18 protein-coding genes are annotated in these 15,797 nt (G+C 29.0%); 15 read left to right on the top strand and 3 right to left on the bottom strand.

Going from position 1 to position 15,797, the window contains the following annotated elements:
• The first annotated feature begins 1 nt into the window (after position 1).
• The 8 genes from BLU40_RS14720 to BLU40_RS14685 all read left to right on the top strand — a co-directional run bounded on the left by BLU40_RS14720 (position 2) and on the right by BLU40_RS14685 (position 8,536).
• Entirely contained in the window at positions 2-838 is an 837-nt protein-coding gene (locus BLU40_RS14720; protein WP_090125267.1) for a rhomboid family intramembrane serine protease, read from the top strand.
• Position 839: 1 nt separating this feature from the next.
• On the top strand, positions 840-1,859 hold the full coding sequence (locus BLU40_RS14715) for an endonuclease/exonuclease/phosphatase family protein (RefSeq protein ID WP_090125264.1): 1,020 nt from the start codon (positions 840-842) through the stop codon (positions 1,857-1,859).
• Positions 1,860-1,924: 65 nt separating this feature from the next.
• Positions 1,925-4,051: a S9 family peptidase gene (locus tag BLU40_RS14710; protein WP_090125261.1), complete on the top strand. Its 2,127-nt coding sequence runs from the start codon at positions 1,925-1,927 to the stop codon at positions 4,049-4,051.
• 111 nt (positions 4,052-4,162) lie between these two features.
• Complete coding sequence (locus tag BLU40_RS14705; protein WP_090125258.1) at positions 4,163-4,954, top strand: aldose epimerase family protein; 792 nt, start codon at positions 4,163-4,165, stop codon at positions 4,952-4,954.
• 78 nt (positions 4,955-5,032) lie between these two features.
• On the top strand, positions 5,033-5,920 hold the full coding sequence (locus BLU40_RS14700) for a DMT family transporter (RefSeq protein WP_090125256.1): 888 nt from the start codon (positions 5,033-5,035) through the stop codon (positions 5,918-5,920).
• Positions 5,921-6,151: 231 nt separating this feature from the next.
• Positions 6,152-7,102, top strand: coding sequence for an SDR family oxidoreductase (locus BLU40_RS14695; RefSeq protein ID WP_090125253.1), 951 nt, complete (start codon positions 6,152-6,154; stop codon positions 7,100-7,102).
• A 13-nt stretch (positions 7,103-7,115) separates the two neighbouring features.
• Positions 7,116-7,616, top strand: a complete 501-nt coding sequence (locus tag BLU40_RS14690; RefSeq protein WP_090125490.1) for a hypothetical protein — start codon at positions 7,116-7,118, stop codon at positions 7,614-7,616.
• A gap of 8 nt (positions 7,617-7,624) precedes the next feature.
• Positions 7,625-8,536, top strand: a complete 912-nt coding sequence (locus BLU40_RS14685) for a helix-turn-helix domain-containing protein (protein WP_090125250.1) — start codon at positions 7,625-7,627, stop codon at positions 8,534-8,536.
• 15 nt (positions 8,537-8,551) lie between these two features.
• Here BLU40_RS14685 and BLU40_RS14680 read toward each other — a convergent pair whose 3' ends face one another.
• From BLU40_RS14680 to BLU40_RS14670, 3 genes are read right to left on the bottom strand one after another with little or no spacing between them, the layout of a single operon-like run.
• Positions 8,552-10,156, bottom strand: a complete 1,605-nt coding sequence (locus tag BLU40_RS14680) for an ABC transporter substrate-binding protein (protein WP_090125247.1) — start codon at positions 10,154-10,156, stop codon at positions 8,552-8,554.
• On the bottom strand, positions 10,140-10,457 hold the full coding sequence (locus BLU40_RS14675; protein WP_090125242.1) for an antibiotic biosynthesis monooxygenase family protein: 318 nt from the start codon (positions 10,455-10,457) through the stop codon (positions 10,140-10,142). Before BLU40_RS14675 ends, BLU40_RS14680 begins: the two co-directional genes overlap by 17 nt.
• Before the next feature lie 24 nt (positions 10,458-10,481).
• Positions 10,482-10,853 carry a hypothetical protein gene (locus BLU40_RS14670; protein ID WP_090125238.1) on the bottom strand — a complete coding sequence of 124 codons (372 nt, stop codon included), beginning with the start codon at positions 10,851-10,853 and terminating at the stop codon, positions 10,482-10,484.
• 165 nt (positions 10,854-11,018) lie between these two features.
• On the opposite strand from BLU40_RS14670, the gene mtaB reads away from it, so the two are divergent.
• The 7 genes from mtaB (at position 11,019) to BLU40_RS14635 (ending at position 15,735) form a co-directional block, all read left to right on the top strand.
• Positions 11,019-12,353, top strand: coding sequence for a tRNA (N(6)-L-threonylcarbamoyladenosine(37)-C(2))-methylthiotransferase MtaB (gene mtaB, locus BLU40_RS14665; protein WP_090125234.1), 1,335 nt, complete (start codon positions 11,019-11,021; stop codon positions 12,351-12,353).
• A gap of 3 nt (positions 12,354-12,356) precedes the next feature.
• Positions 12,357-13,001, top strand: coding sequence for a MarC family protein (locus BLU40_RS14660; RefSeq protein WP_090125232.1), 645 nt, complete (start codon positions 12,357-12,359; stop codon positions 12,999-13,001).
• A complete protein-coding gene (locus tag BLU40_RS14655; protein WP_090125229.1) occupies positions 13,001-13,660 on the top strand; it encodes an alpha/beta hydrolase family protein in 660 nt (219 codons plus the stop codon). The genes BLU40_RS14660 and BLU40_RS14655 overlap by 1 nt, the downstream gene beginning before the upstream one ends.
• A gap of 75 nt (positions 13,661-13,735) precedes the next feature.
• On the top strand, positions 13,736-14,668 hold the full coding sequence (locus tag BLU40_RS14650; protein WP_090125226.1) for a lytic transglycosylase domain-containing protein: 933 nt from the start codon (positions 13,736-13,738) through the stop codon (positions 14,666-14,668).
• A 12-nt stretch (positions 14,669-14,680) separates the two neighbouring features.
• Positions 14,681-15,049: a sulfite exporter TauE/SafE family protein gene (locus tag BLU40_RS14645; protein WP_090125223.1), complete on the top strand. Its 369-nt coding sequence runs from the start codon at positions 14,681-14,683 to the stop codon at positions 15,047-15,049.
• Position 15,050: 1 nt separating this feature from the next.
• The gene (locus BLU40_RS14640; protein ID WP_090125220.1) at positions 15,051-15,269 is read left to right on the top strand and encodes a hypothetical protein; all 219 of its coding nucleotides are present in this window, start codon (positions 15,051-15,053) and stop codon (positions 15,267-15,269) included.
• Positions 15,253-15,735 (top strand): GNAT family N-acetyltransferase, encoded by a 483-nt coding sequence (locus tag BLU40_RS14635; RefSeq protein ID WP_090125217.1) that lies wholly within the window; start codon positions 15,253-15,255, stop codon positions 15,733-15,735. The genes BLU40_RS14640 and BLU40_RS14635 overlap by 17 nt, the downstream gene beginning before the upstream one ends.
• Positions 15,736-15,797: the final 62 nt, after the last annotated feature.

Raw genomic sequence — 15,797 nt, 5'->3', positions numbered from 1 at the left:
TTTGAATATACTAAACGACATAAAAGCTGCTTACAACAAAGCCAACATAGTTGAACGGATTGTTTATATAAATGCATTTCTATTTTTGGTAACTGCACTTTTAAGCAATTTTATAATTGAATGGTTTGCATTGCCTTCAAACATAGATAGTTTTATTACAAAACCTTGGACATTATTATCATATGGTTTTATACATCAACGTTTTATACATTTAATTTCAAATTTATTAGTACTGTATTATATAGGTAATTTGTTTTTAGATTTTTACACTAAAAAACAATTCCTAAACTTTTACTTTTTAGGTTTATTTGTTGGTGGTATTGCTTTTTTAACTACTTATTATTTTACCCAACAAAACGGATTACCCCTAGCAGGAGCATCTGCTGCTATTGCAACTGTTTTTGTTGCTATTGCTACTAAAGTGCCACGTTACGCACTACGTTTACGCTTTATTGGCAGTGTTGAACTTTGGGTATTAGCTGCAATTTATGTTTCGTTAAATATATTACAACTTACTAATAATGATAATGGTGGTGCAATTGCTCATTTAAGTGGCGCTCTACTAGGTTTTGTTTATTCTAAACAATTAAGTCAAGGAAATGATATTGGTAAATGGTTTGAAAATAGTATTGATTTTTTTACTAATTTGTTTACAAATAAAAAGAATTCAAACCTTAAAACTGTACATAAATCTAAAAGAAGATCTAGTACTAAAAATGAGGTATCTAAAAATAAACAAGGTAAAATTAACGACATTCTAGATAAAATTAGTAAATCTGGATATGATAGTTTAACACAAAAAGAAAAAGACTTTTTATTTAGAGCTGGAAGAAAATAATATGAAAAAATTATCCCTACTAGATAAATTATTATTCTTTGTCAATTCTTTATTGGCAACATTACTTATACTCTCTTATTTAACCTATTTTATATCTCCAAACTCAATATCTCTAATTTCTATAATTAGCTTATCTGTACCTTTTTTAATACTAATAAACTTAATATTTGCTATTTACTGGCTTATTAAATTAAAAAAACAATTTTTATTGTCTTTATTCGTATTACTAATTGGCTTTCCATATTTAACTAAGTTTTATAATATTTCAGAAAAGAAAATTTTACTAGAAAGTGATACCAAAATAATGAGCTACAATGTACGTATGTTCAATAAATATAAAAACATTAAGGAAGAAGGTGTTGATAAAAAGATAATAGATTTTATTACGAATAAACAACCAGACATTCTTTGTTTACAAGAATATTCTAACGACAAAAAATCAATTTTAAAATTTCCATACAGATATACTTTTTCTAAAAAAAAGAGCATTTTTGGTCAAGCAATATATACTAGATACAAAATCTTAAACAAAGGATCATTAAACTTTTCTAGCCCAACAAATAATAATGCCATTTTTGTTGACATTTTAAAAGGAAAAGATACAATCCGTATCTATAATGTTCATTTACAATCGCTTCAAATAAATCCTCAGAAGGAAGAACTTACTAAAGAAAACGGAGAAAAACTAAGAAAGCGTGTAGAGAAAGCTTTTAAAATTCAAGCCAATCAAATTGAATTATTAAAATTGCATATGGCAAAAAGCAACTTAAAAACTATAATTTGTGGAGATTTTAATAACAATGCATTTTCTTGGGCTTATCATCAATTAAAAGAAAATAAAAACGATGCTTTTGAAGAGGCTGGTAAAGGTTTTGGAAAAACGTATGATTTCCCGTTCCCTTTTAGAATTGATTTCATTTTAACAGATGAAAGTTTTCCTGTAAACAACTTTAAAACATATCCTGTTAAATACTCGGACCATAACCCAATAATGGCTAGGATTAGTTTTAATAATAACTAATATAATACTACTATAGAATCACAATTTTCATTAATTTTATTTTTTAAAACAAATAAAACTCAATAATGAAAAAACTATTTACATTTCTATTTTTAAGTGTCTTATTTTTTGGCTTTTCACAAGAAAAAGAATTAACTATTGATGATGCAGTTCTAGGTTATTATAAAGGCTTATACCCTACTTCTATTTATAACAGACACTGGGTAGAAAACACAAATACTTATGTATATCAAAAAGAGAATAGTTTAATTTTTACAAATGCAAAAAGTAATACTATAACAACTAATATTTCTTTTGAATCACTTCAAAAAACATACAGTAATTTAAAAAGGTTTCCGCAAATAAAAGATATTTCTTCAACAACTTTTTCATTTCAAAATGGAACTGCTATTGAAACTTACAATTATGTTTCTAAAACAAAAGAAACTACTGTGTCTTTTGATGAAAAAGCTGAAAATAACGAGTTTAATTCAAAGGCTAAAGCTGTTGCTTATACACTAGACAACAATTTATTTATTGCAAACTCTTCAAATCCAAAAATTGAAGTTACCAATATTAAAGATAAAAATATTGTTTCTGGACAAACTATACATAGAAGTGAATTTGGTATTTACAAAGGAACATTTTGGAGTCCAAAAGGAAATTATTTAGCTTTTTATCAAAAAGATGAAAGTAACGTAACTAATTATCCTTTAGTTGATGTTAACTCATACCCTGCTTCATTAAAAAATATTAAATACCCAATGGCAGGACAAGGAAGTGAACAAGCTAAAATTGGTATTTTCAACTTAGCTACTCAAAAAACTTCTTACTTAAATATTGACACCTCAGATGAGCATTATTTAACAAATCTTTCTTGGACACCTGATGAAAAATTTGTTTTAATTGCTGAAATCAACCGAGGTCAAAATCATTATTGGTTAAACTTATACAATGTTGAAACTGGTAATAAAGTAAAAACTATTTTAGAAGAAACTAGCGATAAATGGACAGAACCAGAGCACGATGCTATTTTTATACCTAACAGCAACACAAACTTTTTATGGTTTAGCGAACGAGATGGTTTTATGAATTTATACCAATACACAACTGAAGGGAAATTAGTAAAACAAGTAACAAAATTTAATTGGGTTGTAAATGACGTTCTTGGTTTTGATGCCAAAGCTAAAAATGTATTTATAACTGGAACTAGTGAAGATGCAAGAGAAAACCACACTTATAAAGTTAATTTAAAATCTGGTAAATACACAAAATTAACAACAGATGCTGGAACGCACAGAACACAATTAAGTTCAGATGGTAGTTTTTTAATCGACCAATATAGTAACCTTTCTACTCCAAATGATATTAATGTAATTGATACAAAAAAAGGAACTTCAACAACTATTTACACTTCAAAAAACCCATTAAAAGATTATAAAATTGGAACTACCGAATTTGGAAGCTTAAAAGGTGAAGATGGTACTAAACTTTATACACGTATTATTAAACCTGCAAATTTTGATGCTTCAAAAAAATATCCAGTTATGGTGTATGTGTATGGAGGACCTCACGCACAAATGATTACAAATTCTTGGTTAGGAGGTTCTAATTTGTGGATGCAAGCATTTGCTACTGCAAACGATTATATTGTGTTTACTTTAGATAATAGAGGTTCTGCTAATAGAGGTTTTGCTTTTGAAAGCATTATTCACCGTAATTTAGGTGATGCTGAAATTAGCGATCAACTTACAGGAATTGACTATTTAAAAAGCTTAAATTATGTAGATAGCTCTAGAATTGCTGTTAACGGTTGGAGTTATGGTGGTTTTATGACTACTAGTTTAATGTTACGTAATCCAGGTGTGTTTACAACTGCTGTTGCAGGTGGACCAGTAATTGACTGGAAATATTACGAAGTTATGTATGGTGAACGTTATATGGATACTCCACAGGAAAATCCAGAGGGTTACAACAAGACCAAAGTAGCTAATTATATTAAAAATTTAGACGGAAAAATGCTTATTATTCACGGTAGTGTTGATCCGGTTGTAGTACCTCAGCACAGTATGTCTTTATTACAAGAAGCTATTAAACAAAAAGTGCAAATAGACTTTTTTACATACCCAATGCACGAGCACAATGTACGTGGTTATGATAGAGTTCATTTAATTAAAAAAATGATGAATTATATTGTTGAAAACAACAAATAAGTTTTATTCTTGTCACCCTAAACTTGATTCAGGGCCTCATAGCTATAAGCAATTATAATGATGAGATGCTGAACCAAGTTGAGCATGATGTTCGTTTAAATTAAAGAAAAAATGAAGTTAACAAGCCCTAACAAACTAGTTTCAGTTTCTATAGAAAACGGAGAGTTAATTAGTTACCTAAAAAACGGCGAAGAATTAATTCACCAAAAAGGAAGTGCTGGTTGGCGTAATTCTGACACTGAAATGTTTCCTGTAATTGGACCAACAAGTGATAAGGATTATTTAGTAAATACTCCTAAAGGAAATGCCGTGCAAGATCAACATGGTATTTTAAGAGAATTAACTTATAATTTGAAAAACAGCAGTTCGAATACTGCTGTTTTTCAAAAAAAATATAGTGCAAATACAATTGTTAAAAATTCTAAGTTTCCAGAAAAATCTTCTGCAGAAAATTTACACTGGCCATATAATTTCAATTTTGAAAAAAGTTTTGAACTAACAAACAATTCATTAAAAATTACTTTTAATATTGAATGTGAAAAAAATATGCCTTTTATGTTAGGCTACCATCCAGCTTTTAAATTATCTGGCGATAATTCTGAGGTAATTTCAACTTCGAACAACAACATTTCACTTCAAAATATAATTGATAGTGGAGCAAGTGCATATCCTATCTTAAACACTTCTGAATTAACCTTAGTTAAAGAAAAAGGTTGTAATGTAAATATTAAAACAAGTGGCTATAATAACTTTATGTTATGGACTGAAGTACCAAATATGCTTTGTATTGAACCTATTACAGCATACCCATATGTGGAAGGTAAAATGTTAAACAAAAAATTATTTAATACCGCTAAAGAAACTAATTTTTTTGAAGTTTTAATTACACCTATAAACAAATAGAGAAATTATTTACTTTAAAAATAAATGATCTAAATTTTAAAATAAAAGCTTTTTAATTTTTCTAAAACACATGATAAAATGAAAAATCAAAAAATGGCATACTTTTATGCTATTTGTGCTGTACTAGTTTGGTCTACTGTTGCGTCTGCTTTTAAAATTTCTTTAAAGTACTTGAATTTTTTACAACTGTTGTTAATTTCTACATTTGTTTCAACCGCTATACTTTTGGTTTTATTAATTGCTCAAAATAAATTAAAAAACTTAAAAAAATATACTTTAAAAGATTTTATACATTCTGCTCTACTAGGTTTCTTAAACCCTTTTTTATATTACATATTATTATTTAAAGCCTACTCTCTTTTACCTGCTCAAGAAGCTCAGCCGTTAAATTATACTTGGCCTATAATGCTAACCTTACTTTCTATACCAATTTTAAAACAAAAAGTTAGCATAAAAAGTATTATTTCTATTGTTATTAGTTTTATTGGCGTTTTAATAATTTCTACACAAGGAAATCTATTAAACATTAGTTTTACAAATTTAAATGGTGCATTATTAGCTATAAGTACCGCAGTAATTTGGGCTTTCTTTTGGATATATAATACTAAGGATAAAAGGGATGAAATTACAAAGCTTTTTCTAAATTTTGCTTTTGGTTTTATATACATATTTATTGCAACAATAATTTTTTCAAAAATTGAAACCCCAGACTTAAACGGATTACTTGGAGCAAGTTATATTGGTCTTTTTGAAATGGGTATTACTTTTGTTATTTGGTCAAAAGCTCTTCAATTATCTACATCAACAGCCAAAGTCAGTAAATTTATTTACTTAGTTCCATTTCTTTCTTTAGTAATTGTATACTTTATTTTAGGTGAAAAAATATTAATTTCTACTATTGTAGGTTTAGTTTTTATTGTGGTTGGAATAGTTTTAGAACAAATAAATAAAAGTAAAATTCATTAATTTTTATTCGTTTTTTTTTGAAATTCCACACAACTAGGCAAATTATTTTATAAAAATAAAAAAATGTATCTACTTCAAAAAGCACGAGACTAAAGATTTATTATTAAAATCAAGTTAAAAATGGTTTAAATAAACCAAAAAATATACAACATTCGAATTTTAGTATAAGAAGTTAACTTAAACTCACTCTTACCTTTGCGTTATTCTTTGTAACACTAAAAATAAACAATAATGAATACAAATATATTTGGTAAAAAAGGATGGACTCCAGAAAGAATGGGAAACTTAAGTGATAAAATCTTTGTTATTACAGGTACTACAAGCGGTACAGGTTTTGAAGCTGCAAAAATATTACTATCAAAAGAAGCAAAAGTGGTAATGCTCAATCGTAATACAAAAAAAGCAGAAAATACTATTAAAACTTTAAAAGAAATTCTTGGTAACAATATAAAAGTATCTAATATACATTTGGACTTAGCCACACTAGCTTCTGTAAAAAAATCAGCACAAGACATTCTTAAAACTGTTTCTAAAATTGATGCATTGATTTGTAACGCCGCCATTGCTCAAGTACCAAAACAAACACTTACCGTTGATGGTTTTGAGAGTCAGCTAGGTGTAAACCATTACGGTAATTTTTTACTACAAGCTTTACTTTATCCACGTATTGAAGAATCAAAAGGTCGTATAGTAACTGTTGGAAGTATGGGATATAATTTAGGCCTCAAAACCATTCAATTTAATGATATGAATTGGGACAAGAATTACAGCCCAAATGGCGTATATAGCCAAAGTAAGTTAGCTCAAATTATGTGTATCTATGAATTACAAGACCGATTAAAAAAAGCTGGTAAAACCACTGTAAAAGCTTATGCCTGTCATCCTGGTGCTTCCAGAACATCATTAATAAAAACTAACGGTAGTTTATTAACTAGATTTATTTGGCAAATAATGAAGTTGACTCCTATGGTTCAGTCCGCTGAAAAAGGAGCATATCCGCAATTAATGTGTGCCACAGAACCAAATTTAAATGAAGCTGGTTTTTATGGGCCAACAGGAAGTGGTTATTTTAAAGGACCAGTTGGTGAATGCAAATTAGAACCACATGCAAAAGACAAACCGGTAATGGAAAAACTCTGGGCTATTTCAGAAAAAGCAACAGGTATTAAGTGGAATGTTTAAATTTGAAAATATTATGGATATATTAAAAACAGCAACAAATTGGGCTAAAGCAGAATTATTTTCAACACCTTTTTTTATTCTTTTCGGAATTGGGTTTGTAGCAGCAAGCATTGGCTTTTGGCAATTAGGTAAAACAGATATTGCAAAAGCATATATTTTCCCAACATTGTTAGCTGGTTTATTACTTATAACAATAGGACTTGGGTTATTTTTTACTAATAAATCTAGAATTGCCCAATTCGAAACTGCCCACCATACAAATGCAGAAGCATTTGTAAAATCAGAAATTATTAGAGCAGATAAAACTTTAAAAGAATATAAAACTATTGTATTCAAAGCTATTCCGTTAATAATAATTATTGCTGCAATGTTTATTATATTTGTTGACAAACCTATTTGGAGAGCAATTAGCATTACAACAATTGGATTTATGGTAATACTTTTATTGGTAGATGGTACTGCTCATTCCAGAATAAAAGCTTACAAAGAACAACTTATATTAGTAGAAAAATAAAACTTTTAATGAAACATTTTAAAACTCTCTCTGCTTATTTCGAATATATGCTATTACCCCAGCCTGAACACCCAATGTTAAGTGTTTTGTCTGCAATTGGTGATGGTTTTTTACCTTGTCCAAAAGAAAGTTCTCCTCCAATAACACATGATTGTTATTCCATTAGTTTAAAAAAAATAGTAAAAGGAAACTTAAACTATGGGAGAACAAAGTATGATTTTACAAATGGTGCACTTATTTTTATGGCACCGAGACAAGTATTACAATGGGATAATAGTGTTGTTTTTGAACAAAAAGGTTTTTCAATTAATTTTCATGAAGATTTTATTAAAGGAACCGAATTAGCAAAGCAAATTAAGAAATACGGATTCTTTTCATACACTGTAAACGAAGCTTTACACCTTTCTCCTAAAGAAGAGAGATTAGTAGAATCTATTGTAGAAAACATTAAAACTGAATACCACAATAACCAAGATGAGTTTAGTAAAGATATTATTATTTCTCAATTAAGTACACTATTAAAATATGCTAACCGTTTTTATGAAAGACAGTTTCTTAATAGAAAAGAACTTTCCAATGATTTATTAACGAAATTTAACGAAGAGCTAGAAGTTTATTTTGAAACTGGACAGCTGCAAGAAATTGGTATTCCAAGTATAGAGCAATTAGCTAATAAAATAGGTATTTCTCAACGTTACCTTAGCGATACCTTAAAACAAGAAACTGGTAAAACCACTACCGAACATTTACAGTTATACTTAATTAATGAAGCAAAAAACATTTTATTAAAACCTAACAAAACTGTTTCTGAAGTAGCGTATGAATTAGGTTTTGAATACCCTCAGTATTTCTCAAGATTATTCAAAAAAAAGGAAGGTATAAGCCCTTCAGAATATAGAGAAAAATATAGAATGAATTAAAAGGCAACTAAATATTTATTCTTTTTTAACATTTTTCAAAGTCAACATATTTACAGGGTTTATTCCTAAACCTGAAATGTTTTTTTGAGTAAAACGTACAACTTCATCATAATACAGAGGAATTATAGCTCCCGAAGCCATTACTAAACTATCCATTTTTTGATACAACTTTCTTCGTTCAAACTTATCATTTATTTGAATTGAAGTTTCATATAAATCATCAAATTCTTTTGAACTATAATGCACATAGTTCGGGCCTTTTGGCGAAAAGTTTTTACTATGAAAAATAAATAGGTAATTCTCCGCATCAGGATAATCGGCAACCCAACTACCTCTAAAAATACTTAACTTACCATTTACTTTAGTTTGTCTTAGTGTAGAAGGTGGCATTACATCAACATTTACTTGTAAACCTGTTTTACCAACTTCACGCTGTATGTATTCGCATAAATCTAAATATTGACTATTTGTACTAATAGTAATAGAAGGATTTTTATTCCCTGTTTCTTCAATATACTCTTCAACTAATTTTTTAGCTTTTTCGGGTTGGTACGTATAACCTTCCATTTCGTTAAAACTAGGCAAACCTTTTGGTATAAATCCATTTACTGCAGGTGTTCCAATTCCATTTCTTAAAAACTTCAACATTTTTACACGGTCAAAGCCATAATTTATAGCTTTTCTTATTTTAATGGAACTCACCTCCTTTTCTTCAGCATCCATATAAACACCTAAATATTCTGTATTTAAATAAGGGCTAGAAATCATATTAATTTTTGAACTATGATGCTCTTTCAACTCACCTTCTGTAGTTAACAAATCATCTTTATAAGAAGCATCAATACTACTCATAAAGTCCAAATTACCTTGTACAAACTGTAAAAACTCGCTTTGTTTGTCTGGCAAAAAAGTAATTGCCACGGCCTCTAAGTGGGGTAATTTATTTCCCTTTTTATCCTTCTCGTAATACAACTCATTTTTTCTAAAAACCAACTTTGTATTCTCTACCCACAATTTAAACTTAAACGGACCAGTACCAATTGGATTTGCTCTAAACGTATCTCCAAAATAATCTACAGCCTCTTTAGGCACTACCGAGCAATATTTCATACTCATTAAGCTTAAAAAAGGTGGAAACGATTGTTTCAAATTAATAACAAAAGTACTATCATTTTTTGCTTTAAAATTATCTACAAATTCTAATACCCATTTTCCAGGTGAAGTAACTTTTGGATCAATTAATCTATTAAAGCTATACTCAAAATCACTAGCTGTAACTGTTCTAGTAGAATCTTTTCCAAATAAACTATGTTTATGAAATTTAATATTGCTTTTTAAATTAAACTCATACGTTTTGCCTTCATTAGAAATAGCCCAAGAATTAGCTATATCCGGTTGAACTTCTAACTTATCATCTAATTGAACCAAGCCATTAAATAGCTGATTTGTAACCCAAACCGTACGTAAATCTTTAGCAAAAGCAGGATCTAAGGTGGTAATATTAGCGTGCTCATTATATCTAAACACCTGATTATCTTTTTGTTTTTTCTCTTCGGAAGCACATGAAATTATGAACCAACAACAAACAACTAACAACCAAACTCTATTTCTCAAACCCATACTCGTGTTCTACTTTACAAATTCTTAATTGGTATTTTTTATACCATAATTCTTTTCCTAATTTTCTAGCAACAGTATGTTCTGCATTGTTTTTCCATTTTAAAATAGCATCTAAACTACTCCAATAAGAAATGGTAATTCCAACTTCATTTCTAGCAGACTCTACTCCTAAATATCCTTCTTGCTCTTTTGCTAACTCTTCCATTCTTTCAGCCATTTCAATATAACCTTCGTCTATTGAAGTTCTAATGGTTGAAAAAATTACAGCATAATACGGAGGTTTTGGTGTTTTTGTTATCATCTATTTTTCTATTTATACTAACTATTATTTAAAAGTTAATAGCCATTCTATAGCTACCGCTTCAGAATAAAATATTTTGGAAATATGATTTTCATTCTCTCTTTCTTCGTGGTATAGAGTAGTTAGTGCAAATTTTTCAGGGTCTTCAATTAAAACTGCCTCATAAGTAACTCTATCCTTATCGTAATACTTAGCCAATTTAGAATATAAACCCTCAATATCCTTAGCTGTCCAATTATAAATAGCTTTTCTTACATCGGTAAGTACATAAGCTTTATTAGCTTTTTGTTTAAGATTAAACTCTTTAGTTAACTCCACTGCTTCATCTACAGTAATATTTCCTGTTAATTTAACTCTAATAACCCCATTTAAATAGCTATAATCAATAGTGTACATTGTAATCTCTTTCTAATAAGTATTTATTCTTTCTCTATTTACATAAAACATAATTTCTAAAATATAACTAAATCTTCAAATTAATACAAGTGTTTGATAAAGGTTTTATTAGTGTTTTTTATAATCGTTTTATTGAGTACTTTTGCAGTTGATAAATGTACAAGAATGAGCGCACAAAAAAAAGTGGCATTTTACACCTTAGGGTGTAAACTAAATTTTTCTGAAACTTCTACCATTGCACGTAACTTTCAAAACGAAGGTTTTGATCGTGTTGAATTTGATGAAGTTGCTGATATATATGTAATTAATACCTGTTCGGTAACAGATAATGCTGATAAACGATTTAAATCGATTGTAAAAAATGCGTTAAAAAAGAATGAGAATGCTTTTTTAATTGCCATTGGTTGTTATGCACAATTAAAACCTGAAGAATTAGCTGCTGTTGATGGTGTTGATATGGTTTTAGGTGCTACCGAAAAATTTAAAGTAACCGACTATATAAACGACCTTTCTAAAAATGAAATGGGCGAAGTACACTCTTGCGAAATTGAAGAAGCCGATTTTTATGTTGGCTCCTACTCTATTGGAGATAGAACTCGTGCTTTTTTAAAAGTACAAGATGGTTGCGATTATAAATGTACTTACTGCACAATTCCATTAGCTAGAGGAATTTCTCGAAGTGATGAACTAAGCAATGTTTTAAAAAACGCTAAAGAAATTTCAGAAAAAGAAATAAAAGAAATTGTACTTACTGGTGTAAATATTGGTGATTACGGTAAGGGTGAATTTGGTAACAAAAAACACGAACATACGTTTTTTGAGCTAGTTGAAGCATTAGATAAAGTTGATGGTATTCATCGTCTTAGAATTTCTTCTATTGAACCAAATTTATTAAAAAACGAAACTATTGAGTTTGTTGCAAATTCTAACAGCTTTGTTCCTCATTTTCATATCCCTTTACAAAGTGGTAGCGATGAGTTATTAAAATTAATGAAACGTAGGTATTTAACAGCTACTTATACAGATAGAGTTAGTGCCATTAAAAAAGTAATGCCAAATGCTTGTATAGGTGTTGATGTTATTATTGGTTTTCCTGGTGAAACTGATGAACTGTTTTTAGAAACATATAATTACTTAAGTCAATTAGATATTTCGTACTTACACGTTTTTACGTATTCAGAAAGACCAAATACGGAAGCAATAGAAATGAAAGGTGTTGTACCTCAAAAAGTACGTGCTAAACGTAGTAAAATGTTACGTGGTTTATCTGTTAAAAAACGTAGAGCTTTTTACGAAAGTCAATTAGACAATGAGTTAACTGTGCTATTTGAAAGTGAAAATAAGGATGGATTTATACATGGTTTTACCGAAAATTATGTAAAAGTTAAAACTCCTTGGAATCCAGAACTCGTAAATACTCTTCACCCAATAAAATTAACAAAAATTGATGAAGATGGAATTGTTCGTTTTGATTGGGTAAAAGTTCCTAAATTTGTTTAAACTATGACCGAAGATATTTACACATTTGCTATATTGGTTTTTACCTCTTTTTTCACACTTATTAACCCAGTGAGTTCAATGCCTGTTTTTATGACAATGACGGCTAATTTAAGTAAAAAAAGAAGAGTGCAAACTGCTAAAAAAGCAACTATTGTAGCACTTATTACTTTAATATTATTTGCTTTTTCTGGACAAATATTATTTAATTTCTTCGGTATTTCGGTAAATAGTTTTAGAATTGTAGGTGGTGTAATTTTCTTTGCAATGGGCTGGGATATGCTACAAGCTAGGCTTGGTTCTATGAAACATACAGTAGAAGAAGAAAAAATTGATGCATACGTTGAAGATATTTCAATAACTCCATTAGCAATACCTATGATTTGCGGACCAGGAGCAATTACAAACGCTATTGTATTAATGGAAGATTCGCACACAGTAATGCACAAAGCAGTATTACTTGGTATTATTACTTTAGTAATTTTACTAACTTATTTAATATATGTAGGCGGAAGTAAAATTATAGATTTCTTAGGTGAAACTGGTAACAAAGTTATGATGCGTTTAATGGGATTGATAGTAATGGTAATTGCAGTTGAATTCTTTTTTAGCGGATTAAAACCAATTGTTATCGATATTTTAAATAGCTAATGAAAAAGACAAAAAAACACATTTATTTTGTACCTGGTTTAGCGGCCAGTTCTAAAATATTTGAATACTTAAAATTGCCCGAAGAAGATTTTGAACTTCACTACATAGAGTGGCTAGTTCCTCTTTCTGAAAATGAAAAAATTGAAGACTATGCCCTTAGAATGGCTAACCAAGTAATAGAAGAAAATCCAATTTTAATTGGAGTTTCTTTTGGTGGTATTATGGTCCAAGAAATGGGTAAACACTTAAACAATGCTAAAATTGTTATTATATCTAGTGTTAAATGTAGAGATGAACTTCCAAAACGCTTAAAACTAATACAAGCAACAATGGCTTATAAATTATTTCCTGCAGGAGCCATTAGTAATTTGGAAGATTTTTCTGTTTTTGCCTTTGGAGACTTTGCAAAAAAACGAATAGATCTTTATAAAAAATACCTTTCGGTTAGAGATGAAAGCTATTTACACTGGTCTATTTATAACGTACTTCATTGGAAAAATGAAGTTATAGACGATTCGATACTTCATATACATGGAGTCGAAGATCACGTTTTCCCAATTAAACATATAGAAAACTGTATTAGCATTAAAAACGGAACACATATTATGATTTTAGATAAAGCTAAAACCATATCAAAAATATTACTAGAACATATATAATGTTAAAATTCAATTAATAATTTACTTCAAATTATATTAATTCGTACTTTAAGCATCTATTAAAAAGAAAAAATCATGAACAAGTTAATTAAAACCTTAAGCTTAGTTGCACTTATTTTAGTAAGCTCTATACTAATAAACGGTACAAAAAAAGATAGCACTATAGTTTCAACACAACAAACTTCAATTTCAAATAATAATGAAACTAACACAAGTTCTACCTATCAAATAAAAGCTTTAAAAGTTCCTACTGGATTAAATTTTGCTGGAGAACATGTTCCTATTGAAAATGCAGATATTAAAGAACGAATTGACCGAGAATTACTAGTAAATACCTACTGGCAATCTAATGGCTTATTATTATTTAAGAGAGCTCATAAATATTTTCCTGTAATCGAACCTATTTTAGCTAAAAATGGTGTTCCAAACGATTTTAAATACTTAGCAGTTATTGAAAGCGGATTACAAAACGTTACATCTCCTGCTGGTGCTAGAGGTTTTTGGCAAATTATGAAAACTACAGGGCGTGAAAACGGATTAGAAATAAATACAAATGTAGATGAACGCTACCATTTAGAAAAAGCTACTGAAGTTGCCTGTAATTATTTAAAAGCTGCTAAAAAAAGATTTGGCAGTTGGACAATGGCTGCTGCTGCATACAATGCAGGTAATGCAGGAATGGCTAGAAGATTAAAAGATCAAAAAGTTGATGATTATTACGATTTATTATTAGGTGAAGAAACTAAAAGATATTTACCAAGAATTGTAGCCTTAAAAGAAATATTATCTCACCCAACTAAATACGGATTTGTTTTTGATGAAGAAGATTTATACAATTTACAGCCTACCACTTTTGTTGAAGTTGATACTGCAATAACTAATATTGCTGCTTTTGCAAAAGGTTTTGGAATAAATTATAAAATTTTAAAAGAGCACAATGCTTGGTTGCGTGAAAACAAATTGAACAATAAATCAAGAAAAAAATATCAAATAAAATTACCTAAATAAACTATTGTAAAAATGACATTAACAACAATAATTGGCTTAATCTGTATTGGTTTATTAGCAGGAGTACTTAGTGGTCTGGTAGGTGTTGGTGGTGGAATTATTATGGTACCAATGTTTGTGTTTTTCTTAGGATTAACACAACACAATGCACAAGGAATGAGTTTAGCGGTAATGTTACCTCCTGTTACATTTTTTGCTGTTTATAATTACCATCAATCAGGTGAAATAAATTGGAAAATGGCTTTAGTTGTATCGGTACTCTTTTTTATTGGTGGTTTTATTGGTTCAAAAATAGCGTTACAAATAGATCAACGGATATTAAAAAAAATATTTGGAATTATGATGCTAATTGTAGCTCTTAAATTAATTTTTACAAAATAATATGAAATATACAATTGGAATTATTTATGTTGTAGTTGGTTTGTTAATGATATTTACAACCATTAGCCAATATATGGAAGACAGAGAGCTTTATAAAATTATACTCTCTTACACTACCGAAAATAGAAATACCTTTTTAGCTATTAGAGGTGGACTTTCGGCACTAATTGTATTAGTTGGTCTTCAAAAAATTAAAAAAATAAATGATTCGAAAAGTTAAACTTTCTGATGCTTTAGCAATAGCTGATATATATAATTTTCACGTTTATAACACTATTGTAACTTTTGATCTAACTCCAGTTTCAGAAGAAATAATAAAACATAAAATTGAAACTGTTACCGCTAAATATCCTTGGTTTGTTTTTGAAGAAAATAATAAAATTGTAGGCTATGCATATGCTAGTTGTTGGAAAGACCGAAGCGCATATGATGCAACAGTAGAAAGTTCTATTTATTTAAATGAAAATAGTATTGGTAAAGGAATTGGTAAAAAACTATATCAACATTTATTAGACTATCTAAAAGCTAATAATTTTCACATTGTAATTGGCGGAATTTCTTTACCTAACGAAGCAAGTATAGCAATTCACGAAAAATTTGGCTTCGAAAAGGTTGCACATTTTAAAGAAGTAGGATTTAAATTTAATAAATGGATTGATGTTGGTTATTGGCAACTTACACTATAATTAGTACTATCAAAACTATTTAATCAAAAAAACTACTTAACCTAATTTCTTCTATAAAAATA

It is taken from the genome of Lutibacter oricola (genome assembly GCF_900106565.1).
Lineage (GTDB): Bacteria > Bacteroidota > Bacteroidia > Flavobacteriales > Flavobacteriaceae > Lutibacter > Lutibacter oricola.
The sequence above is the reverse complement of the archived record's forward strand: the minus strand, read 5'-3'. Positions and strand labels throughout refer to the sequence as shown.

Coding starts and splice junctions, on each gene's coding strand:
- BLU40_RS14715 (WP_090125264.1), top strand. CDS start 840: ATGAAAAAATTATCCCTACTAGATAAATTATTATTCTTTGTCAATTCT.
- BLU40_RS14710 (WP_090125261.1), top strand. CDS start 1,925: ATGAAAAAACTATTTACATTTCTATTTTTAAGTGTCTTATTTTTTGGC.
- BLU40_RS14705 (WP_090125258.1), top strand. CDS start 4,163: ATGAAGTTAACAAGCCCTAACAAACTAGTTTCAGTTTCTATAGAAAAC.
- BLU40_RS14700 (WP_090125256.1), top strand. CDS start 5,033: ATGAAAAATCAAAAAATGGCATACTTTTATGCTATTTGTGCTGTACTA.
- BLU40_RS14695 (WP_090125253.1), top strand. CDS start 6,152: ATGAATACAAATATATTTGGTAAAAAAGGATGGACTCCAGAAAGAATG.
- BLU40_RS14690 (WP_090125490.1), top strand. CDS start 7,116: ATGGATATATTAAAAACAGCAACAAATTGGGCTAAAGCAGAATTATTT.
- BLU40_RS14685 (WP_090125250.1), top strand. CDS start 7,625: ATGAAACATTTTAAAACTCTCTCTGCTTATTTCGAATATATGCTATTA.
- BLU40_RS14680 (WP_090125247.1), bottom strand. CDS start 10,156: ATGGGTTTGAGAAATAGAGTTTGGTTGTTAGTTGTTTGTTGTTGGTTC.
- BLU40_RS14675 (WP_090125242.1), bottom strand. CDS start 10,457: ATGATAACAAAAACACCAAAACCTCCGTATTATGCTGTAATTTTTTCA.
- BLU40_RS14670 (WP_090125238.1), bottom strand. CDS start 10,853: ATGTACACTATTGATTATAGCTATTTAAATGGGGTTATTAGAGTTAAA.
- mtaB (WP_090125234.1), top strand. CDS start 11,019: ATGAGCGCACAAAAAAAAGTGGCATTTTACACCTTAGGGTGTAAACTA.
- BLU40_RS14660 (WP_090125232.1), top strand. CDS start 12,357: ATGACCGAAGATATTTACACATTTGCTATATTGGTTTTTACCTCTTTT.
- BLU40_RS14655 (WP_090125229.1), top strand. CDS start 13,001: ATGAAAAAGACAAAAAAACACATTTATTTTGTACCTGGTTTAGCGGCC.
- BLU40_RS14650 (WP_090125226.1), top strand. CDS start 13,736: ATGAACAAGTTAATTAAAACCTTAAGCTTAGTTGCACTTATTTTAGTA.
- BLU40_RS14645 (WP_090125223.1), top strand. CDS start 14,681: ATGACATTAACAACAATAATTGGCTTAATCTGTATTGGTTTATTAGCA.
- BLU40_RS14640 (WP_090125220.1), top strand. CDS start 15,051: ATGAAATATACAATTGGAATTATTTATGTTGTAGTTGGTTTGTTAATG.
- BLU40_RS14635 (WP_090125217.1), top strand. CDS start 15,253: ATGATTCGAAAAGTTAAACTTTCTGATGCTTTAGCAATAGCTGATATA.